The 21,921-nt window shown below is 45.1% G+C and carries 19 protein-coding genes; 13 read left to right on the forward strand and 6 right to left on the reverse strand.

Features of this window, described 5'->3' with window-relative positions:
* Positions 1–5: 5 nt before the first annotated feature.
* Positions 6–605, forward strand: coding sequence for a manganese efflux pump MntP family protein (locus AAHK14_RS10335; protein ID WP_065255740.1), 600 nt, complete (start codon positions 6–8; stop codon positions 603–605).
* On the opposite strand, the gene AAHK14_RS10340 is transcribed toward AAHK14_RS10335, so the two are convergent.
* Complete coding sequence (locus AAHK14_RS10340) at positions 602–1,066, reverse strand: Lrp/AsnC family transcriptional regulator (protein ID WP_065255739.1); 465 nt, start codon at positions 1,064–1,066, stop codon at positions 602–604. The two genes, AAHK14_RS10335 and AAHK14_RS10340, sit on opposite strands and share 4 nt — an antisense overlap.
* A gap of 307 nt (positions 1,067–1,373) precedes the next feature.
* On the opposite strand from AAHK14_RS10340, the gene AAHK14_RS10345 reads away from it, so the two are divergent.
* Both AAHK14_RS10345 and leuA read left to right on the forward strand, forming a co-directional pair.
* Positions 1,374–2,402 carry an IS110 family transposase gene (locus AAHK14_RS10345; RefSeq protein WP_346818200.1) on the forward strand — a complete coding sequence of 343 codons (1,029 nt, stop codon included), beginning with the start codon at positions 1,374–1,376 and terminating at the stop codon, positions 2,400–2,402.
* A 157-nt stretch (positions 2,403–2,559) separates the two neighbouring features.
* Positions 2,560–4,290, forward strand: coding sequence for a 2-isopropylmalate synthase (gene leuA / locus AAHK14_RS10350; RefSeq protein WP_065256349.1), 1,731 nt, complete (start codon positions 2,560–2,562; stop codon positions 4,288–4,290).
* A gap of 839 nt (positions 4,291–5,129) precedes the next feature.
* Here leuA and nudC read toward each other — a convergent pair.
* The 4 genes from nudC to aroQ form a co-directional block, all read right to left on the reverse strand.
* Positions 5,130–6,023: an NAD(+) diphosphatase gene (nudC, locus tag AAHK14_RS10355; RefSeq protein WP_065256348.1), complete on the reverse strand. Its 894-nt coding sequence runs from the start codon at positions 6,021–6,023 to the stop codon at positions 5,130–5,132.
* A complete protein-coding gene (locus AAHK14_RS10360) occupies positions 6,020–7,705 on the reverse strand; it encodes a hypothetical protein (protein WP_065256347.1) in 1,686 nt (561 codons plus the stop codon). Before AAHK14_RS10360 ends, nudC begins: the two co-directional genes overlap by 4 nt.
* A gap of 109 nt (positions 7,706–7,814) precedes the next feature.
* Positions 7,815–9,425, reverse strand: coding sequence for a DNA polymerase III subunit epsilon (gene dnaQ / locus AAHK14_RS10365; protein ID WP_065256346.1), 1,611 nt, complete (start codon positions 9,423–9,425; stop codon positions 7,815–7,817).
* Entirely contained in the window at positions 9,422–9,916 is a 495-nt protein-coding gene (gene aroQ / locus AAHK14_RS10370; RefSeq protein WP_065256345.1) for a type II 3-dehydroquinate dehydratase, read from the reverse strand. The genes dnaQ and aroQ overlap by 4 nt, the downstream gene beginning before the upstream one ends.
* A 226-nt stretch (positions 9,917–10,142) precedes the next feature.
* On the opposite strand from aroQ, the gene AAHK14_RS10375 reads away from it, so the two are divergent.
* The 8 genes from AAHK14_RS10375 (at position 10,143) to AAHK14_RS10410 (ending at position 19,859) form a co-directional block, all read left to right on the forward strand.
* A complete protein-coding gene (locus AAHK14_RS10375) occupies positions 10,143–10,355 on the forward strand; it encodes a cold shock domain-containing protein (protein WP_029102179.1) in 213 nt (70 codons plus the stop codon).
* Positions 10,356–10,492: 137 nt separating this feature from the next.
* A complete protein-coding gene (locus tag AAHK14_RS10380) occupies positions 10,493–10,900 on the forward strand; it encodes a hypothetical protein (RefSeq protein ID WP_065256344.1) in 408 nt (135 codons plus the stop codon).
* Between the two features lie 129 nt (positions 10,901–11,029).
* Entirely contained in the window at positions 11,030–12,205 is a 1,176-nt protein-coding gene (locus tag AAHK14_RS10385; RefSeq protein WP_065256343.1) for a DEAD/DEAH box helicase, read from the forward strand.
* 144 nt (positions 12,206–12,349) lie between these two features.
* Positions 12,350–13,531: a radical SAM family heme chaperone HemW gene (gene hemW / locus AAHK14_RS10390; RefSeq protein WP_083108378.1), complete on the forward strand. Its 1,182-nt coding sequence runs from the start codon at positions 12,350–12,352 to the stop codon at positions 13,529–13,531.
* A 19-nt stretch (positions 13,532–13,550) separates the two neighbouring features.
* Positions 13,551–14,081, forward strand: a complete 531-nt coding sequence (locus AAHK14_RS10395) for a tRNA (cytidine(34)-2'-O)-methyltransferase (RefSeq protein ID WP_065256341.1) — start codon at positions 13,551–13,553, stop codon at positions 14,079–14,081.
* Between the two features lie 244 nt (positions 14,082–14,325).
* Complete coding sequence (locus tag AAHK14_RS10400) at positions 14,326–14,856, forward strand: hypothetical protein (protein WP_065256340.1); 531 nt, start codon at positions 14,326–14,328, stop codon at positions 14,854–14,856.
* Positions 14,857–15,363: 507 nt separating this feature from the next.
* A complete protein-coding gene (gene aceE / locus AAHK14_RS10405) occupies positions 15,364–18,195 on the forward strand; it encodes a pyruvate dehydrogenase (acetyl-transferring), homodimeric type (RefSeq protein WP_065256339.1) in 2,832 nt (943 codons plus the stop codon).
* 11 nt (positions 18,196–18,206) lie between these two features.
* Positions 18,207–19,859 (forward strand): dihydrolipoyllysine-residue acetyltransferase, encoded by a 1,653-nt coding sequence (locus AAHK14_RS10410; protein WP_065256338.1) that lies wholly within the window; start codon positions 18,207–18,209, stop codon positions 19,857–19,859.
* 48 nt (positions 19,860–19,907) lie between these two features.
* Here the strand turns inward: AAHK14_RS10410 and AAHK14_RS10415 are convergent, their stop codons facing one another.
* Positions 19,908–20,612 carry a hypothetical protein gene (locus tag AAHK14_RS10415; protein ID WP_065256337.1) on the reverse strand — a complete coding sequence of 235 codons (705 nt, stop codon included), beginning with the start codon at positions 20,610–20,612 and terminating at the stop codon, positions 19,908–19,910.
* 136 nt (positions 20,613–20,748) lie between these two features.
* Between AAHK14_RS10415 and AAHK14_RS10420 the strand changes: the two genes are divergently transcribed.
* Together AAHK14_RS10420 and AAHK14_RS10425 are read left to right on the forward strand one after the other, a co-directional pair.
* A complete protein-coding gene (locus tag AAHK14_RS10420) occupies positions 20,749–21,378 on the forward strand; it encodes a GDSL-type esterase/lipase family protein (protein WP_065256336.1) in 630 nt (209 codons plus the stop codon).
* The gene (locus tag AAHK14_RS10425) at positions 21,371–21,916 is read left to right on the forward strand and encodes a hypothetical protein (RefSeq protein WP_156065157.1); all 546 of its coding nucleotides are present in this window, start codon (positions 21,371–21,373) and stop codon (positions 21,914–21,916) included. The genes AAHK14_RS10420 and AAHK14_RS10425 overlap by 8 nt, the downstream gene beginning before the upstream one ends.
* Positions 21,917–21,921 lie beyond the last annotated feature (5 nt).

Here is a 21,921-nt window from a genome sequence, read left to right on the forward strand (position 1 = left end):
AAATCATGAACGCACTTACACTCACCACCCTATCTTTTGGCATGGCAATGGACGCTTTTGCGGTGGCGGTGGCAAAAGGGGCGAGCGAGCGACATCCACGCCTATGGCAAGCGGTGCAGGGCGGGCTATTCTTTGGGGTGGTGGAAGGACTTGCTCCGTTTGTCGGTTATTGCTTGGGTAAGGCTGCTGAAAGCTGGGTGCAAGCCTTTGACCATTGGGTTGCATTTGGGCTGCTTGGGGTGTTGGGTGTGCGGTTTATTTATGGGGCGGTGTGTCATGATGAACAAGTAGATAAGCAAACCAATGAACAACAAACCAAGCAAAAACAAGCAAACACTTCAAACATCGCCCTAATGCTCATTACCGCCATTGCCACAAGCGTTGATTCGGTGGTGGTGGGCGTGTCGCTGGCGTTTTTGGACGTGAACATCGTTTTGGCGTGCGTGCTGATAGGGCTTGCCACGACTGTTATGGCAACAGGCGGACTGTATCTTGGCAACCGTTTGGGAGCGAGTTTTGGGCGTTATGCCATGGGCGTGGGTGGGGCGATGCTAATTGGCATTGGCATGTTTATTTTAGGGACGCATTTGGTGGAGCATGGTTAAACCGCACTTCTCTCAAACACTTCCCGTAACTCAAAACTGGTATGAAGCTGGCTGACCCCGTCAATTTTGCTAAGTCTATGAAGCAAAAACTCTTCATAATGACTCATATCACGCACCACGACCTTTAACAGATAATCTTCCGACCGCCCTGTAACAAGGCTACACGACACCACTTCATCAAAGGTTTTGATGTGATTTTCAAATTCGCCAAAGCGTTCGGCAGTGTGCTTATCCATGCTAACCGCCACAAAGACGGATAGTGTGTTACCCAGCGAGCGTGCGGACGTATGAGCGTGATAGCCTGTGATAACGCCCATGTCTTCAAGCCGTTTAATCCTGCGAATGACAGGCGTGGCGGAGAGATTGACTTGCTCAGATATGTCGGCAACGGCAAGGCGAGCATTGCCCGTGAGTAGTTTTAGGATTTTATGGTCAATGGGGTCTAGGTTAATAGCGTTCATGTTGGGAAATTATCAAAATTTGGCGGATTTTACCATAAAATCATCATTTTTTGGTAAATATGGCTAAAATATGCCAAAAATTTTTGTAAAATTGGTAAAAATTAGTGCAAAATTTTGGTATGATAATACAATGATTTATTAAAGTTTTCCGTTCGCCCTTGTATCAACCCAACACCAAACCTAGATTATCTGCTAGAATGTTGTTGGGTTATACAAGCAAAGAGAACACGGGTTCGCCCTTAGTGTCTTAACACTGGTGCTCAGATGGTGTCCTTTGCTTGTCATCTTAACTCTGAATGGTATCTAAGTGCGTTTATTAAAACAGACACTGCATAAACAAGGCAAGAGACAGATGATACACTATATTGGCATAGACATCAGCAAAGCAAAGTTTGATGTTGCATTTATAAACCCAAGCACAAATAAAGTAAAAACCAAGGTTTTTAACAACAACAAAGCAGGCTTTGATTTACTGCTTGCTTGGTTAAAAACCAATGTCAGCAATCATCTTGATGAGCTACACATCATCCTAGAAGCAACAGGGGTTTATCATGAACACCTAAGTGAGTTTCTTGATGATAATAATATCAAGCAAAGCATTGTCAATCCTAACTATGTCCGCAAATTTGCAGACAGTTTGGGGGTAATCCATAAAACTGATAAAAAAGACAGCATTATTTTATCAAGGTATGGTTATAGCCACAAGCCTGAGGTTTGGGTAGCACCTAGCATTGAAGCCAAACAGCTAAAAGCTCTATTGGCTCGCTTAGAAGCACTCAAAGAAGATTTGCAACGAGAGCAAAACCGACAAGAGTTGCTCTTATCACCCAATCTGCCCGATTTGGTTAAAGCATCCATGCAAACAGTCATCAATGTCCTTCAAGAGGAAATTGCCAAACTCACCAAAGACATTGATGACTTTGTTGACAAACACCCAAGTTTAAAGCAAGACAAAACCTTACTTGAAACCATTGACGGTATTGGTTCTGTTATTGCCAAAGAAGTGGTATGCTTAATACATACCAAACAATTTAAAAAAGCCTCACAGATGGCTTCGTTTTTAGGCTTAATACCCAAACAAAGACAGTCAGGTGTCTTTAAGGGAGCAACCAAACTGTCCAAACAAGGGCAAGTCTCTTTGCGTGCTAAGCTGTATATGTCTGCAATGAGTGCCATTCGTTATAATAGCACCATTAAGGCATTTTATGAACGATTACAACAAAACGGTAAAACCAAAATGCAAGCCTTATGTGCTTGTATGCGTAAATTGGTACATATCTGTTTTGGTGTTATCAAAACCCAAACATCCTTTGAGCAACAAGTATCTTTAAGTTAGTTTGTAAGATACTAGATACCAGATACTTAAAAAACCATTGACTTAGGTGGGGTATCATGGTATCTGAGCTATGCCTGCGGGTGGCGGAAAACCGTTATGGGCAGGCATAGCTCACCACGAACGGTTTTAATTTAAAAAAAATATAGCGAGCCTAGCCATGCCAACACCCAAAATCACCCCCAAAAACCCCGCTTTTGACCATACCAAATACCGTCCTTTTGAATTTGCTCCCAAATTAGAAAATCGGACTTGGTGTGATAAAAGAATTGAAAAAGCCCCCATCTGGGCGAGCGTGGATTTGCGAGACGGCAACCAAGCCTTGATTGACCCCATGACCATTGAGCAAAAATTACGCTTTTTTAAATTGCTCGTAGCGGTTGGTTTCAAGGAGATTGAGATTGGCTTTCCGTCTGCCGCCCAAGTGGAATTTGACTTTACACGTCTTTTGATTGAAGGCGGTCATGTGCCTGATGACGTTACTTTGCAGGTGCTGGTGCAGGCTCGTGAGCATTTGATTGAACGCACCTTTGAGAGCCTAAAAGGGGCAAAACGTGCCATTGTTCACGTTTATAACAGCACGTCAAGGGTGCAACGTGATAAGGTCTATCAGCTTGATAAGGACGGCATTAAGGCGATTGCGGTCAATGGAGCGACCCTGCTTAGAGACATTGCCAAACGCCATCCTGAGACCGAGTGGATTTTTCAGTACAGTCCAGAGAGTTTTAGCCAGACCGAGACTGATTTTGCCGTAGAAGTCTGCCAAGCGGTGTGCGATGTGTGGCAACCCCAAGACGGACAAAAAGTGATTTTGAACCTACCTGCCACCGTAGAAGCGTCCACGCCCAACCTGTATGCCGACCAGATTGAGTATTTTTGTCGTCATTTGCCAAGCCGTAAAGACGTGATTGTGAGCCTACACACGCACAACGACCGTGGTTGTGGCGTGGCAGCAAGTGAGCTTGGTGTTATGGCAGGGGCTGACCGCGTGGAGGGTACGCTACTGGGTAATGGCGAGCGTACGGGCAACATGGATATTTTGACCATGGCAATGAACCTGTACACGCAAGGGGTAGACCCTGAGCTTGACTTGTCGCAAGTGAGTGAGATTGTGCAAGTAGCGACTGATTGCACCAATTTGCCCGTACACCCACGCCATGCCTATGTCGGCGAACTTGTGTTTACGGCTTTCTCAGGCTCGCACCAAGATGCCATTAAAAAGTCGCTTGATTATAATGAAAAACACCCCGAAACCGAACAGCATTGGGACGTGGCATACTTGCCCATTGACCCTGTGCATATCGGGCGAAGCTATCAAGACGTGGTGCGTATCAATAGCCAGTCGGGCAAGGGTGGGGCGGCGTATATTCTGCAACGTCATTATGGTTTTGATTTGCCACGTTGGACGCAGATTGATTTTGCCAAAGTGGTGCAAAACCAAGCCGAGAGTTTGGCTCGTGAGCTAAAAACGGACGAATTGCTTGACATTTTTACCAAGACTTATTTAACCCAAGAAACCTTTAAACTTAGTGATTATCAGATTAACAATAAGGGCGGAGATGTGTCATTCAACGGACAAATCGCCACGCCAACCGATGTGCTAGAAATCATCGGGCAGGGCAATGGTGCGTTGTCAGCATTTATTGACGGACTGGTCAAGGCGACAGGCAAGGACATTCACGTTACCAATTATTCAGAACACGCCATTAACGTCAAGGCGACCGAAAGCCTGCTTGATGACGAGCTGGGCGACAACCAAACCAACTCGGCGGCGGCGGCGTATGTTCAGCTTAATGTGGCAGGCAAGGTGTATTCTGGCATTGGCGTGTGCAACAGCACTGTATCGTCCATGCTAAAAGGCGTGCTGTCGGCATTGTCGCAGGCGTGGTAATTGTCGTAATGTAATGATAAAAAGGGCGAAAATATTCGCTCTTTTTTATTTTTACAAAAATTTATTTAACATAATCCTAATTGAATTTTTTGGGGTGGAATTGATAGGATGGGGGATTTAATCTATCGATAACATGTAGTGGGAAATTACATTCAATTTTGATGAATTAATTATTTGTACTTGATTAGGACGTGCCCACCATTGATAACATTTTTATAAAATACAGCCAACAAAATTGTATTTTACTACGGAAACCGTTCGCCCTGAGCTTGTCGAAGGGTCGGTTTCCGTCATGGTTCGACAGGCTCACCACGAACGGAAACCGTGGTACTTTTTCATTTTGTATAGTGTAAGATGAAAGTTTGACAATTTCAACCAATTTTTGCATGAAAAATGGCTATCCGACCACTTAATTTAAAAAAGCTAAGTTAAAATCTTAAAATTTACCCAGTTAAGTGGTCGGATTGTTTTTTATAATAGACTTCTTTCCAAACCCCGATTTTTGTGGATTTTTAAAAACTTCAACCCTAATACTTATAAAGGTTTATTTTTAGTTTGGAAAGAGATTTAATAAAAACTTGTCTGATAGAAAACTCACAGCCTTTGTTTTTTCCTTGAAAAACGGGCGATTCCCCTGCTTTTTTAAACAGGCATTTTTTATTGCAAATACCAAAGGTAGGCACGCCCTAGAGTGTGCCTACCTTTGATAATATTTTCATAAAATATGATGAAGACTTAACACTTCCATCAAACACCAAGGGTGGGCATGCCCTACTGACATAAAGTTGAGAGTAGAGTGTATTCTATAAAAATACCATCAATGGCAGGTGCTACTTACCCTAGCATTCATTTAAGCCCAATACTTGACTAATCAGCTCATAAGCAATCGTCCCTTGCTTGGGAATCAGTGGTAGGTCATCTTTGCCAAAGAACTGAGCGTGGGACAGTTCATCTTCATCGATGACGATGTTTCCCGACTTATAAGTGGCACAAAAGCCAAGCATAAGATTGGTCGGATATGGCCAGGCTTGGCTTTTGATGTAGCGGATGTTGTTCACATGAATGCCTGTCTCTTCTAGCACTTCACGATGAATGGTCATCTCGGCACTCTCGCCCACTTCCATAAATCCAGCGATGAGTCCATACATGCCTGTTGCCTGATGGCGATGATGTTGTGCTAATAGGATTTGGAGCTGACCTGTCACAGGACAGGGACGGGTGATGGCGATGATGACACAAGGCTGTATTTTAGGATAAAAATGCTGATGGCAGGCAGGACATGCCATGGTGTTTTCTTTGTGATGGCGCACTGTTTTGGTGCCACAATAACCGCAGAATTGATTGCCCTTTTGCCATAATAACAGCTGAATGCCTGCCGAGATTTCATGGGCGGTGTGGCTGTCGGTTACGGCAACGGTATGGCGATAGGCGATGAACTCGCCATTAAGATGGTCGAGATGATTTGGTTTGGTAGGGTGTGGCTCGACCATCTTTTGATAATCAATGGCAAACACCCGCCTGTCATCATATCTAAAATGAAGCAATTCAACCACGCCCAGTGTGTCATCTAAACCATCGTCCAAGCCGTCAATTAAACCATCTATGCCTATCTCGATATGGTCAAATGCATAAGGTTTGCCATCACGACAAAAAACACGCTCGCCATCAATGACCCATATTGTATGGGTAGTCGATGACGGAGTGCCTGTGAGAGTGATGTTCTGATGGCTCATGCCACAAGCTGATTTAAGCTATTTTGGCTGATGAGAATGCTTTGTTCATTGGTGGGTCGGTTTTCTTCGAAGTTTTCAAATTCAAAGTCCGCTGCAACCAAGACATCTGCCCAAGCATTGCTGATGCGTGCCAGCTCGCCATCAGGGGCGGTTTTGACTTTATCAAGCAGTCCATTTTCTAGGCGACGAGCCAGCAGATACAGCTGAGCCGATGTGGCAGATAGACGTAAGAATGCTGCCGCCCCTGCCACTTGGCGAATCATCTCGGGCGTGTTTTGTAGGTTCATGATGTCACGGTTACTATCTGCGATATAGTCAGTCAATGCCAAAGTTGCTGCGGTTAGATTGCTACGTGCTTCTTTAACTAGGGCTTCATAAGACGTGTCTAGCTGATGCAGGGAGATTTCACGGTTATGCAGGGGTAATTTAACCGCCCCTGGGGTGTGGCTCTTAGATAGGAAAATGGCAGCGTTCTCAGCGACCAATAGTTTGTCCAAGAAAGTATCCAAGTCTTCTAGGGTGGGATTTTGCCAGCTACCGATTTGAGATGATGCCGCTTTTAGTGCTTGGCTGGCATCGGTAAGTTCTAACAGTATCATGGTTCCAGACAGGGTGTCAAGCTCGGTTTTGATGTCATCGATACTGACCATGTCGCCAATCTCAGCCATGCCGTTAGATGCACGCACGAATTTATCCACTTTTTGTTTGATGGCTTCTAATTGCTCTTGAATCAAGTCATTGAGCGTATCGGTGATTTCACGGTTGGGCCCGAACAAGAAACGTTGCATTTCACTAAACTTGGTGTCACTCACTCGGTTTAGGGCGTACTTTTGATTGGCAAGGGTGGCAAAGTCTTTGTTTTTGTTGCAAGCAAAGCTAACCATCTCGGCAAAACGACGGTCTTCAATCGGCAGATAGTCAGAAAATTGCTGTTCTAGATAAACCAAGATGCGCTTTTTGGCATGGCTGAGTGGTAGGTCGTTGGCGATGTTCTGGGTGATGGTCTTTGCTGACTGCCAAAATAAGGTGTCAGAATGCTGGGCAATCACAGCACAGACTTTGGTCATGCCATCTAATTTTTGGCGTTCATCATCAGAGATGATACCATCTTTGTTTTCAAGAACGACAGACAGACCGGCACGATAGGCTTGGGTTAAGGCTCTGGCATTGAGCCCAAGCGTGCTAAGAGAAGTGTAGTTTGCTTGGGGGTCGGCGATGATAACGCTGTTAATGTTCTGGTTTAGGGTGGTGGATTCGATGGCAACATGCCCCAAATGCTCGCCCAGTTTATTAATGATGGGTAGTAGCAAGGCAGGTTCGGGTGTTTCTTTTAATAGGACAAATTCAACGTAGCGGTCTAGTAGCATGATGGCTTCTGAGATGTCTGTCATTAGAATCTCATTTTCGTCTTCGTCGCCATCGGCATTACCGTGCAGTAGAGTGTAGCTTGCTGATAGATTCTCGGCAAGCAGCCCTGCCCCGTTAAAGGCGATCAATTTAAAAATGGCAGATAACTGTGATAAGTTACTTGCCGAGTCTAGCAGTAAGGGGGCTTGGTCGGGGTCATCATAAAACTCACGCAAATGCGTCTCAGCATCTTTTAATACCGTACTGATTTCATTACGCAAAATATGAAGTGATGATAAGTCAAAATTGGTGGCGGTTTTGGCTGATTGAGTCATGATAATCCTGTTGTTTTACAGCACGCATTAATAATCGCTACATTTAACCATGTTTGGCGAAACTTGGCAAGTAAAATTATACTAAATAGGGCAAATATCGGATAAATTGTTATTTAAGTACGCTCTCACGCCATGCCCCATCGGCAGAGAAGTCATCTTTTGAGCGGATTAGTTGGGCGGACAATGCACTTAAATCACTAAAACTAATCTCGCCCCTGTTGTCATCTTGGTTCACCCCTTCTTCTTCCATGCTCATGGCAATCTGCCCACTGGTCATGGCAAGATAGACTTCAAGCAAAATCTGCGAGTCTTTTAATGCCCCGTGGTAGGAACGGTCAATGTCTTGACCGACGTCTAGGCGTTTGGCAAGGGCGTCCAAATTGTTTTTTTGCCCTGCGTACATTTTGCGGGCAAGCATGAGTGAGTCGGTGACTTCCACGACATCGGCAAAGTCGGTCATGCCCACTTTATCAAACTCGTGCGATAAAAATTTCATATCAAACTGGGCGTTATGAGCGATGATTTCCGCCCCTTTCATGAACTCATAGACATAAGGAGCAACATCGGCAAATCGGGGTTTGTCTACCAAAAATTCATTATGAATGCCGTGAACGCCAATGACTTCATCGTCCATCTCCCTGTCGGGATTTAGGTACACATGCAGTTGAACCCCAGTTGGCTTACGCTTGACCATCTCAACAATGCCAATCTCAACGATACGGTCGCCCGTGGCAGGGTCAATGCCCGTCGTCTCCGTATCCATAATCAGCTGACGCTCTGACGCCCCACGATGAATGGGGTCGGGCAGTACCGCCCAAAACGGCTCACGAATCTCATCGGTGCGTCCGTCATAGTCGGGGTTTTGGTGGTTGTGGCGAACCACTTGCATGGGGGCAGGTGGTGTTTTTTTCTTGGATTTTTTGGCGGGGGTTTTATTTTGCGTTTGGCTGACTGGCTCGCTGTCATTAATATCCGCTCCCACATCTACCATTGGGGTAGCAGGGTCAAATTCATCATCTGCCATCATGTTTGCCATGTCTGCATAGTAATCCATGTCCTCGCCCAAATCGCTCTCATAAACGGCATTTTCATGAATGGCATTGTCATGAAAATCATTGCCGTGAAAATTGCTGTCATCAAGGGCGTGGTTGGTGGTCTCATTCATCGTGGTTGTCTCGTCTGTCTCTTTTGATATGATGTTTGGCTCGGTATTGGTTTTGCTGTTTGTCTTGTCGCTTGCAGGGTTATTTGTTGGGGTGTGACTGATAAACAGCTCGCCACTGCCAGTAACGCCATCATTGGCAAGTTTGTCCGCCATCTCATTGCCGACATGTCCTGCATGTCCTTTTATCCATTGCCAATCAATGGTGCGACGTTGGCAGGCATTATCTAGGCGTATCCATAGGTCTTGGTTGAGCACTGCTTTGCCGTCTGCTTTTTTCCAGCCTTTGGCTTTCCATCCGTTAATCCACTGGGTAATGCCGTTTTTGACATAGCCCGAGTCCGTCCAAATCTGTATCGGCGTATCGGCAGGCGTGCGTTCTAAGGCAGTGATTGCCCCCATAAGCTCCATGCGGTTGTTGGTGGTGTCGCTCTCACCACCCCAAATGTTTAGCACGTCGCCTGTGGGGTAGATGATGTGCGTGCCAAATCCGCCAGCGGATGCCCCTGCCTTGCCGTTGCCTTTGCACGCCCCGTCAGTATAAGCGATGATGGTCATGAGTGTACGCCATTTGTTTTATATAAATTTTTTAAAAACCATGCTAATGCCATGTCATAACCCATGTCGCCAAGCCCACAAATCACGCCCACTGCCTTGTCCGAAAAATACGAATGACTGCGAAACGGTTCACGAGCGTGGATATTGGATAAATGCACTTCAATAAAGGGTTTGCCACTGGCAAGCAGGGCGTCACGAATGGCAACGGATGTATGGGTAAAGGCGGCTGGATTGATGATGACCCCATCAAATTTGTCGTGGTCGTCCGCCAATACGCCTTGGTTGCCGATGATGTCCACGATGTCGCCTTCGTGGTTGGATTGAAAATGGTCAAGTTGGATACCGTGCTGATGAGCGGTGGTGGATAGGCGGTGAACGATGTCTTGTAAGGTGGTCGTACCATAAATGTGCGGTTCACGCTTGCCCAGTAAGTGCAGATTGGCACCGTTTAGCACTAATAATTTACGGTTTAGGGGTGTGGTTTGGTTCATGGGTGCTGATGTCTGTGTGTTTTATGTTAAATGCTGATTATTTTAACAAATTTTTAAAGGTAGTGGGGCGTAAATTTTTTGTTAATGTTTGGTTACATACGTTTACAGCTCTTTAAAAGTGTGCTATATTTAGGCACGAGTTTATGGTAACTGCGTAGTGCGTAGACTTATTTGGTTATTTGTATCATTGTAAGTGTTACAATGTGGTATTTTTTAAGGAAGTGTTATGTCTGCTCGTGAACAAGGTCAGGTTAAATGGTTTAACAATGCCAAAGGTTTTGGCTTTATCCAGCGTGCCACTGGCGAAGATGTGTTTGTGCATTTTCGTTCTATTGTCGGTGACGGCTATCGCTCGCTCAGAGAAGGTGAAATGGTGGAATTTGTCGTGACCGAAGGCGATAAAGGATTGCAAGCCGAAGAAGTCACCAAATTAATGTGATATTTACGTCACGCAAAACCTGCCCTTGGGGTGGGTTTTTTTGTGGGGGTTTTAAAATTGGGCTTTTAAATTGGGTTTTGCCTGTCATGATAAGTTATGATAGAATATAGGATTGATTCTTTTATAAAGGCGTGATTATGCAAAAGCCAAACAAACTTATCTGCACACTCGGTACCCTAGCGTTGTTCGGTATCAGTGGCACGGCTCATTCGGCAGTGACTTTGTCAGCGGACGAATCAGCCAGAATCGAAGAGATAGCAGGGATTTGCATGGTTGCCAGTAAAGGTGTTTATGACATCGCCATCGACCATCAAAATGGGGTCAGCAAAGATAAAGCTAAGAAAAACCTTGACAAAGCCCTAAAAAGAGTGGAAAAAAGTTTTTCCAAAAAAGACATGGTGTCATTTATTGATGAGACATGGCACAACGGCTTGAATATCATTTATAAAATGCCTGTTTATGATGACAAAGCTGACAAAGAGCGGTTTGTTCAACAAGCCGTGGAAGGCTCACTTAATGCCTGTTTTGATGATTTGGATGGATGATTTAAAATTATCAAAAGATAAAAACGTAAATGTTGCCAATCACTTTTAATTTTATCATTTTTAAAAGTATCATTGGCAAGCATTTGGTAAAAATACCAAACAATATTCGCCCATTTAGCTTAAAAGGACATGCCCTTGACCGAGCAATTTAGCACGTTTCGTGACTTACCCCTAGCAGAGCCCATCCAAAAGGCAGTATCGGCTTTGGGTTTTGAGACTCTCACGCCCATTCAAGCCCAAATCTTGCCCCACACCCTAGCAGGACAAGACGCCATTGGGCAGGCACAGACAGGCACGGGCAAGACTGCCACGTTTTTGATTACCATCATCCAAAGCCTGCTGTCTCGCCCGTTTGGCGATGATGAGACACGCTATTTGGGTGAGCCACGGGCGTTAATCCTGGCACCGACCCGAGAGCTGGCACAGCAGATTTATAGCGACTGCCGAGAGCTGGTCAAAGAGAGTGGTTTGTATGCTTTGTGTATGACTGGTGGGGCGGATTATGACAAGCAGGCAAATGAGATAAACCGTCGCCCGATGGATATTTTGATTGGCACACCAGGGCGGATTATTGATTGGGTGCAAAAGGGCGTGCTGTTTCTTGACCGTGTGGAAGTGTTGGTGTTGGATGAAGCCGACCGCATGCTTGACATGGGATTCATCCCTGATGTCAAGCGACTCATCAGCAAAATGCCTGCCAATACGCACCGCCAAAGTTTGCTGTTCTCGGCGACTTTCAACACCGATGTTATGAATTTGGCGTATCGCTGGCTATATCAGCCGACCTTTGTGGAAATCGCCCCCGAGAGTCGTACCAATAAGAACATTGAACAGCGTTTTTATCTATTAACCGACCGCCAAAAACTGACGGCATTAAAGCAGTTGCTTGGCAGTGATGATGTCAAAAAAGCCATTGTTTTTGCCAATCGCAAAGACCAAGTCAAACGCCTGTATGACAATCTACGTAAGCATGTGGATGTGACCATGCTTTCAGGCGATGTCGCCCAAGCCAAGCGAGAACGTTACCTAAAACGCTTTAAAGATGGCGAAGTTAATGTGTTGGTGGCGACCGACGTGGCAGGGCGTGGTATTCATGTGGATGACGTGACTCATGTCATTAACTACACACTGCCTGATTTGCCCGATGATTATGTTCATCGTATCGGACGCACAGGACGAGCAGGGCAATCGGGCGTGTCTATTAGCTTGGTGGGCGAAGATGACGCCTTTAACCTGCCTGCCTTAGAGAAGCATTTGGGCATGAAGTTTGGTTTGTTGCAGTTTGATGATTTGGTGCAAGACTAGGTCTAAACTGGCATGATGGCTAAATATCATGCCAAATGGTATCGCAACCTAGGTGCGATTTAATACAGAAATAAACACAAAAATCATAACAACCAATCATTAAAAACAATAAAAGGCATGGCATGTGTCACGCCATATAAACCAATGAACGAACATAGTCTAATCCTTGACCCTGCTAATATCCCATTGTCTTTGTACATTCACATTCCGTGGTGTGTCAAAAAATGTCCATATTGTGATTTTAACTCGCACGCCTTGCCCGAGTCTGCCCCTTTTGCTGATTATGTCACAGCACTTTTGGCTGACGCTCGCTCGCAAGTCGCCTTAGCAGGGGGGCGTGCGATACAAAGTATCTTTATCGGCGGGGGAACGCCGTCGCTGTTGCCGATAGAGCAGTATCGGATGCTGTTTTTGGGGTTACGTGAGATGATCCCTTTTGCCGATGATATTGAGATTACCTTAGAAGCCAACCCCGGTACGCTAGAACATGCCCCCTTTGCCGACTATTTGGCACTGGGTATCAACCGTTTGTCGGTGGGTGTGCAGTCCTTTGATGATGGGGCATTGACGACATTGGGGCGAATACATCGCCATGATGAAGCAGTCAATGCCATCAAAAATGCCAAACAAGCAGGCTTTACCCGTATCAATGCCGACCTGATGCATGGCTTGCCTAGTCAGACCGCCACGCTTGCCGTGCGTGACATTGACATGGCATTATCGGCAGGGGCAACGCACATCTCATGGTATCAGCTGACCATTGAGCCAAACACCGCCTTTTATCGCAGTCCGCCTGACTTGCCCGATGATGACGAGCTAGAACGCATAGAGAATGCAGGGCGAGAGCGACTTTTGCAAGCAGGTTTTGCCAATTATGAAGTGTCGGCATGGGTCGGGCGTGATGATGAGCCGTGTCGTCATAATGTCAACTATTGGCAATTTGGCGACTATCTTGCCATTGGGGCAGGTGGGCATGGCAAAGTAACACTGCGTGAGCATACCGATTATCCAGATGGTATTTATCGTTATGCCAAATCTCGCCTGCCCAAAGACTATCTAAATTATAATAATGCTCCAAAGATGGTAGGCTTTGAGCGGGTGGCGGATGAGAGTCTGCCCTTTGAATTTATGATGAATGCCCTGCGTTTGGCAGATGGCACGACAACTCGCACCTTTGAAGAGCGGACGGGGCTACTTGTTAGCACCATTGATAATGAGCTTTTGCCCTTGCAACATCAAGGGCTGATGGTGTTTCACCCTGACATCATCGCCCCGACCAAGATGGGCTTTAAATACGTCAATCATTTGGTGCGGGCTTTTTTATAAAAACCATGAAATAACAACCATGAAACAAATCCATATCGTTCTCTATACTCCCAAAATCCCCAATAACACCGGCAACGCCATTCGTCTGTGTGCCAATACAGGGGCAAAACTGCACCTTATCAAGCCCTTAGCTTTTGAGCTTGATGATAAAAAGCTAAGACGGGCGGGACTGGATTATCATGAATACGCCAACATGCAAGTACATGATGACTGGCAGGCGTGCCGTGCCTATTTGACAAGTGTGGGCGTGGATACGGTCGTGGCGATGACGACCAAGTTTAGCCGTCCGTTTTATGATTATGATTTTAAAGTTGGTAACAGCTCGGTGGCACTGGTGTTCGGCTCGGAGACAGACGGACTACCGTCTGATGTGCGTGATGACATCGGGGCGGGTAACTGGCTAAGACTGCCCATGCTCCCCGACTCTCGCAGTCTTAACCTATCTAACAGCGTGGCAATTTGTCTGTATGAAGTGTGGCGACAGCTTGGGTTTGTCGGCGATGTTGGAGAGAGCGTGGGTTATCATCGTCTGTCTAGCCGTCCCGAGTGAGCTAGACGTATTGGGGTAATTTATTTGCCCAAAAATCAACACTTTATCAAAGGGTAAATTGCAATTTGCCCCTACAAGTCCGTCCAAAAGTATTATCGATGGAAAATACCAAAATTTACCCTTTGATAAATTCAACTTTTCAATTTATGCCAGCAATTGATGATTTTGCTTTTAAAATTAATAAAATCATCTAAAATCAAAAACCAACACAAACCAATTTAACTTAACCTTTATTAGTCACACCATGTCTATCAAATCTTATTCTTGTATCCTATCCATTCTCTTTGCCCTTGGCTTAACCGCCTGCAACCAATCAGCCCCAACCGATAACGCCCCGACTGCCAAAGCAGATGGGCAGGCAGGGACATTTGTCGGCTGTTATAGCGTTGAGAAAAACAGCCCTGCTCAAATAAAAGTGAGCAAGCAAGCAGGCAGTTTTGTCATGCAAATGAAAGAGCCTGACGGGGCAAAAACGCTGTGGGATAACCCCGAACCTTTGGATGAGATAAGCGTGGATAAGGCGTGGGATTATTTTGGCGTGAATGCCTTATCGCTTGATAAATCTGATGTCGAGCGTGTACTGGCACGCCCTGATGAGATGATGGTATTGGCAAAGGTCAAGGACGCCAGTCAAAACATCAATCCACTGCTTGACAGTGCTTATGTGGTCTATATTTTTAAAGGGGCGAACACCATTTATCAAGTGCCGTGCGATGAGACGCCTGTGGACATCATCAAAGATGGCGAGAAAAAAGTACAGGCGTTTTATCAGTAATCCGTTCTGTTCGGTCATCCTTTGGTGGTAGGCGATACGGTGTTTGGCTAGTGGGCTTGGGGTGAGATATCTGTTATGATTTCACCCAAAATTTATTTTCACTATTTATTTAAAAAATAGTCCAATGATAAACATTTACCAAAAGACATAACAAATTTTAGGCAAAGTCTTTTATAATATATGGCTAGGGCGTGTTGAACATTGATAACATTCTTATAAAATAAGATGAAAGTTTAACAATTTCAATCAATTTTTGCATGAAAAATGGCTAAATCTTGTTTTTCATCGTCAAAAACTTGTCTGATAGAATAACTATCAGCCTACGTTTTTTCCTTGAAAAACGTGCGATTTTTCTCATTTTTCATTGCAAATACCAAAGTTCAACACGCCCTAAAATTAGCTTTTATGACAGCTTTTCACAAAAGTGACACAGTTTTCTGTCAAGCTATCTGTGTTTGACATTCATCGCTAAGTTCATCTTAGCATTCACAACAGTAGGAAAATTTTATGACGACCTATTACAACGATTCCGACCATGTAGAAACCCAAGAGTGGCTTGATGCATTTGAGTCGGTCATCAAAAACGCCGACAAAGAGCGGGCTCAATTCTTATTAAAAGCCTTATATAACAAAGCAGTACAAGAAGGCTTGCCATTTAACCGCCTAGAAACGGCTTATATCAATACCATTCCTGTTGAAGATGAGCCTGCCTACCCAGGGGATTTGCACCTAGAGCGTAAAATCCGCTCAATCATGCGTTATAACGCCCTAGCGATGGTCATGCGTGCCAACCTAAACGATGATGATTTGGGTGGGCATTTGGCGACATTCGCGTCATCGGCGACCCTGTATGAGACAGGTTTTAACCACTTTTGGCGAGCTCCGAGCGAGAACCACGGTGGCGACATGATTTATTATCAAGGTCATGGAGCCCCTGGTATGTACGCCCGTTCGTTCATGGAAGGTCGTCTGTCCGAAGAACAGCTCAAAAATTTCCGCCGTGAAGTGGACGGCAAAGGCTTGTCAAGCTATCCACACCCCTATCTCATGCCCGACTACTGGCAATTCCCCACCGTATCTATGGGTCTTGGACCTTTGATGAGTATTTATCAAGCCCGTGCCCAAAAGTACCTAACCAACCGTAGCCTTATCAAAGACGAAGACCGCAAAGTGTGGGCGTTCTTGGGCGACGGTGAGACGGACGAGCCTGAGAGCTTGGGTGCCATCTCAATGGCAGGTCGTGAAAAACTTGATAACCTGATTTGGGTCATCAACTGTAACCTACAACGCCTTGACGGGCCTGTGCGTGGTAATGGCAAAATCATCCAAGAGTTAGAATCTGTGTTCCGTGGGGCAGGCTGGCGTGTGATTAAAGTCATCTGGGGCGACCATTGGGATAGCCTGCTTGCCAAAGACACATCAGGTGCCTTAAAACAACGCATGGAAGAAGTGGTGGATGGCGAGTATCAGCTTTATACCGCTCGTGATGGTGCTTTTGTCCGCAAAGAATTCTTTGGTAAATATCCAGAGCTTGCGGATATGGCGTCTGCCCTGTCTGATGATGAAATCATGCGTCTAAACCGTGGCGGACACGACCCTAAAAAGGTCTATGCTGCTTATGCTGAAGCCATGAAAACCAAGGGTCAGCCAACCGTAATCCTTGTCAAAACTGTCAAAGGCTATGGTCTATCCAAGCAAATCCAAGCGGTAAACAAAGCTCACCAACTTAAAAAACTAGACGAGAGCGGTCTAAAATACTTCCGTGACAGATTTGACCTACCAATCAGCGATGATGAATTGCAAAACCTGCCATTTTATCGCCCAAGCGAAGACAGTCCTGAATACAAATACCTAATGGGTCGCCGTGAATCTTTGGGCGGACACTTGCCTGCTCGTCGCAGTGGTCATACTCCACTCACCATTCCAGAGTTGTCTGTATTTGATGGGGTACTCCAAGGCAGTAAGGGCAAAGAGCAGTCCACAACCATGGTATTTGTGCGTCTGTTGTCTGCCCTATTAAAAGATAAAGGGCTTAATAAATACGTCGTACCGATAGTTCCTGATGAAGCTCGTACCTTTGGATTGGAGGGCATGTTCCGTCAGCTTGGCATCTATTCATCGGTCGGTCAAAACTATGTTGCCGAAGATGCTGAGGCCTTGATGGGTTACAAAGAAGCCAAAGATGGGCATATGCTAGAAGAAGGCATTAACGAAGCAGGTGCGATGAGTTCGTGGATTAGTCTTGCCACAAGCTATTCAACCAACGCATTGCCGATGATTCCAATGTACATTTATTACTCTATGTTTGGCTTTCAGCGTATTGGTGATTTGGCATGGGCAGCAGGCGACATGCAAGCCCAAGGTTTTTTATTTGGGGCAACCGCAGGACGTACCACACTAAACGGCGAAGGTTTACAACACCAAGATGGACATAGCCACATTCTCTTTGGTACTGTGCCAAATTGTGTCAGCTATGACCCATGCTTTGGTTATGAGCTTGCTGTTATCATGCACGACGGTCTACAACGCATGTATGGCAATGGCGAACGTGTGTACTATTACATCACGCTCATGAATGAAAACTATGAACATCCTGCCATTGGCGATGACAGACAAGCCATTGAAGAGGGCATTAAGCGTGGTATGTACCTATTAGAAGACAACGGTTCAACCCAAGTTCAACTGTTAGGTTCTGGCGTGATTCTAAGAGAAGTTCAAAAAGCGGCTCGTATTTTGGCAGAAGAATTTAACATCAAAGCTAACGTATGGAGTGTAACGAGCTTTAATGAGCTTACCCGTGATGGTATGGCGTGCGATGACTACAACCGCTTGCACCCAACGGACGAGCCAAAACTGCCTTGGGTTACCAAACAACTTGCCCCGCACAAAGGCATCGTGGTTGCTGCTACCGATTATGTGCGTAACTTCCCAGAGCAGGTGCGTGGTTGGTTGCCTGACAGCCGTCCTTATACCACATTAGGTACAGATGGCTTTGGACGTTCGGACACTCGTGCCAACTTGCGTAGTTTCTTTAATGTGGATGCAGCCCACATCGTGGTTGCCACATTGAAAAAATTGGCGGACGAGGGTGAGATTGACGTGCGTTTGGTCAAAGATGCCATTTCTAGCTTTGGCATTGACGTTGACCAAGCCCCTGCATGGCAGCCACAGCCACATCATGACTACTATCCAGATGCCCCAGCACCTGCACGTCCGACACCAAAAGAAGTGCCTGAACTAAAAGATGAGCCAGACAGTGCCATTAGTACCGAAGGGCGTAGCGAGGACAAAGCAGATGCCAAACTGCTTAACGACAGCAACATTACCGAACCCAAATAAGGAGACAAATCATGCAAATTAAAGCCCCCGATTTGGGTGTAGACAGTGCCGAAGTGGCAGAAGTGCTTGTTAAAGTTGGAGATGTTATCTCTGAAAATGACAGCCTAATTTTGGCAGAATCTGATAAAGCATCCGTAGAAGTGCCGTCCCCTGTGGGCGGTACCGTAACCGCTGTTTTGGTAAAAGTTGGCGATAGCATTTCTGAGGGTACAGCCCTTTTTGAGGTAGAAGCAGGTCAATCTGACTCTACTTCAAAAGCCGAAGTTCAAGAAGCCCCACAAGAACCAAAAGAAGAGCCACAAGCTCCAAAAGCCGAAGAGTCAAAATCCGAGCCAGTCCCAAGTGCCGTTTCAGGCGGTGCAAGCCAAACGCATAACCTACCTGACTTGGGTGTGGATAGTGCCGAAGTTGCCGAAGTGCTTGTCAAGGTTGGCGACAGCGTAACAGAAGGTCAATCTTTGTTACTTGTTGAGTCTGACAAAGCATCTGTGGAAGTGCCAGCCCCACTTGACGGCGTGGTCGAGGCAATTTTGGTAAATGCTGGCGACACCGTAACCAACGGTCAAGCCTTTATTACCATTAAAGGCGGTTCTGCCCCTGCCGCGTCCGCTCCAAGCGAAACCAAAGCAGAAGTTAAAGCTGATACGCCTAAGACAGAAGCACCAAAAGCCCAAGCTCCTGCCCAAACGTCCACCCCTGCAAATAGTGCCAAACTGCCAGAAGCGGAAGTCAACGCTCGTGCCAAAGACGCTCACGCAGGACCTGCCGTGCGTAAGTTGGCTCGTGAATTGGGTGTGGATATTAGCCTTGTTAAGGGGACTGCCCCACACGGTCGTATCCTAAAAGAAGACTTGTTTGGCTATGTCAAGTCGGTCATCAGCACCGCCAGCACCAAGCCTACTGCCAACATGGCAAGCGGTTCGGCGATTAGCCTGCCACTACTGCCTGACATGGGGAACCTTGAGATTTGGGGTGAGATTGAAGTCCAAGACCTATCCCGCCTGCAAAAAGTCTCTATCCCACAGCTTAACCTAAACACGCTACTGCCACAGGTTACGCAGTTTGATTTGGCGGACATTACCGACACCGAAGCCATGCGTAACGAGCTAAAAGCCGAGTTTAAGGCACAAGGCGTGGGCTTGACCATTTTGGCGTTTATTGTTAAGGCGGTTGCGTATGCTCTGACTCAGCACCCCAAATTCAACAGCCATGTGTCGGATGACAACACCCAAATGATTATCCGTAAATCGGTGAATATGGGTATTGCGGTTGCGACCGATGACGGCTTGATTGTGCCTGTGATTCGTGATGCCCAAGCCAAAGGCATTCGCCAGCTTGCCATTGAGATTGGCGAGCTTGCCAAAAAAGCCCGTGACAAGAAACTGTCTGCCAAAGACTTGCAAGGTGCGTCATTCACCATTTCAAGCCAAGGCAACATGGGCGGTACTTACTTCACACCGCTTGTCAATCACCCACAAGTGGCGATTTTGGGGATTTCTGAATCTACCTATCAGCCACGTTGGAACGGCAAAGAGTTTGAACCACGTCTTATGCTACCGCTATCGTTGTCATACGACCACCGTACGATTAACGGAGCAGATGCGGCGGTGTTTACTCGCTATATTGCCAAACTTTTGGCTGATCCAAGAAAGATTTTACTTTGATTGGGTGAAGTTTTAATACAAAAAGGACGGAAATTTTCGTCCTTTTTGTTACTTTAAAATGCCATCAACTAAATATTCTTTGGCAACAATAGAAATACAGTCTTGAAAAGTATCATCACGCCCACCGCCACTATTGGCACAATATGTTAAGGTTAAATCCGCATTTAAAAAACCTGTTTGGTAAATGTCGTTAATGTTTTTATCATTTAGCCATAATTCTAATTCGTTATTATTTTTTGGTAATCCGTGCCAATCGCTAGCACCTTCCAAATTTTGATAGCCAATAATTTTTTCTTTAAATTGTTCTTTGATTTGGATTTTAATGGCGGGTTCATAGTTTGGATTGATAAGTTCTGTCGTCTTAACTTCTTGTTGTGTGATGTGATTTAATAGGGTTGTGGATTGTGATGAAATATCTGATGAAAAACGATATTCGCTTTTGGTATGGATAAAAGTTAAACTGCCGAGCGTTTGCTCTTTGACTTCAAAGGTGCTGACAATACGAAAATCATCAGATAAAAATACCTTTTTTAATGCGTTACGCCGATATTTTGATAGCCAACCATCATTATAAAAATAGGATTGACAACTTTGACTGTTCTCTATTTTTAAAGTAATGATATTGTCATCAATATTTTGGCAAAAAGTTCTGACAATGACCTTTTCTGGATTATAATAATAAGCATAGCCAATGATTGATGACGTTATTAAAGCAATCATTGCAATAATGGAAGTTTTTGTTTTTAATTTCATTGATTTGTTCCTTTTTTATTATTTTAGCATTTGTTTTTATAAATTGCTACAAAATTACACTTGAAAATTATGACTGCATTTGCAATACTGTTTATTTTTAGTTAAGTAAAAATTATTTTTAGTTAAGTAAAAACTTATGACCAATCGCCGATTATTTTTAAAGATCCTTGTCATTTCGCCCATCGTTCTAGCGATGGCGTGTAGTGAGACGCCCAAAGTCGCCAAACTTGCCCAAGGCAGTAGGGTGGTGGCATTGGGCGACAGTCTTACCTTTGGCTATGGGGCGGACAAATCCCAAAGCTATCCTGTTATCCTTGCCCAAAAAACAGGCTGGAACATCATCAATATGGGGGTCAATGGCGATACGACCAAAGACGTGTTAAACCGCATGGACAGCGTGATTAGCGAAAATCCCAAATTGGTACTACTAGGCATTGGCGGTAATGACGTGCTAAGGCGAGTAAATGCGAGCGAAACCCGTGCCAATTTGGTAAGCATTATCAAGACTCTACAAGACAAAAATATCCCTGTGGTGCTGATTGCAGAGCCACATTTGTCCGCCAGTGCGTTGTTTGGTAAGGCAAGCGACAACCCTGTTTATAAAGACGTGGCGGACGAGATGAATGTGCCGTTACTTGAAAAAGCATGGTCAAATATCCTATCGGACGACAAGCTCAAATCCGACCAAATCCACGCCAATGGGGCAGGGTATGCCAAATTTGCCGATGAATTATATCAGTTTTTAAAGGAAATTGGCTATGTCTAGATGCATGATGAGTGCCAGTCTAAGTCTGTGCATGATACTGCCGATGATGAGTGTTGCCAATCCGTCATACAGCCCCCATGCCGACAGTGATAAAGCCCTAATTGGCAAATGGCAATGCCATGTCAAACACGCCAATCCACTCATCAAACAAGAAAGTCAGTTGCAATTTTTTAAAAACCACACCATGCACGAGCATATTCGCATTTATTATGGACAGCCCAGCGATTATGCCTATCAAATAGAATCCGCCATTGCCAAATCATCATGGACATTGGCACAAGAGACCCTGCATTACGGCAATCATCAATTTCATAATTATGCCGTCAGAATGCCAAATGCTAATAAAGATGATTTGGAGCAGGCAAATATCGCCTTACAAAAATCCTTGCCAATGGTGCAGGACATGATGAATAATGGCATTAATAAACGAGCATTTGATATTCATTTTATCAATAAAAAATCTTTTATCATGAATGATGTGGACAGTCAGATATTTACCACGTGTCATAAACAAGGTTTATTTGGTTTTATTTTATAAGGAAC

The organism is Moraxella sp. K1664 (assembly GCF_039693965.1).
Taxonomy (GTDB): domain Bacteria; phylum Pseudomonadota; class Gammaproteobacteria; order Pseudomonadales; family Moraxellaceae; genus Moraxella.